The 570-nt window shown below is 51.8% G+C and carries 1 protein-coding gene; it reads left to right on the top strand.

The window, feature by feature from the left end; genetic code table 11:
• The first annotated feature begins 95 nt into the window (after positions 1 to 95).
• On the top strand, positions 96 to 434 hold the full coding sequence (locus tag ACB040_RS20745; protein ID WP_338774996.1) for a septal ring lytic transglycosylase RlpA family protein: 339 nt from the start codon (positions 96 to 98) through the stop codon (positions 432 to 434).
• Positions 435 to 570 lie beyond the last annotated feature (136 nt).

The raw sequence follows: 570 nt of genomic DNA, 5'->3' as shown, positions 1-570 counted from the left end.
CATACGGTGACTCCGGATAACACGGTAGGGGTACCGTTTTGTTATCCGGTTTGAAGCCGTATGACCACTCCCTTTTGTGGGCAACTGTCAGGTGAATACCATCTCCATACAGTTATGACGAGCGTCACGGCGGCAGCTGGCGCGGCTATAGCGAAACCGGTTACGCCAGCTATTATGCCGACCGTTATCACGGCAAAAAGACCGCCAGCGGTGAGCGCTATCGCAATAACCTCAATAGCGCCGCCCATATGGAATTGCCCTTTGGCGCCATGGTGCGGGTCACCAACCTTGCCAACGGCAAGAGCGTAGTGGTCAAGGTCAATGACCGTGGCGCCTTTAAAAGGGGGCGTATTATCGATCTCTCCAAATCTGCGTTTAGTGCCATCGGCAATATTCGCGACGGGATTATCAAGGTAAAAGTTGAGGTGTTGTGACCGCTTACAATGTCGCAGAGTCTGGTTGTAGTGGTCTAATCATCCCGGACACCATTTTAGGTGGTACAGTCGCCACCATGACCTGAGGTGTTCAATGACAAGATTACGTCGCTCATTTACTGCCGAATTCAAACTC

Origin of the sequence: Aeromonas sp. S11(2024) (assembly GCF_041402345.1) — a bacterium.
In the GTDB taxonomy this organism is placed as follows: Bacteria; Pseudomonadota; Gammaproteobacteria; order Enterobacterales; family Aeromonadaceae; genus Aeromonas; species Aeromonas veronii.
This window is presented reverse-complemented; position numbering and strand designations above follow the sequence as displayed.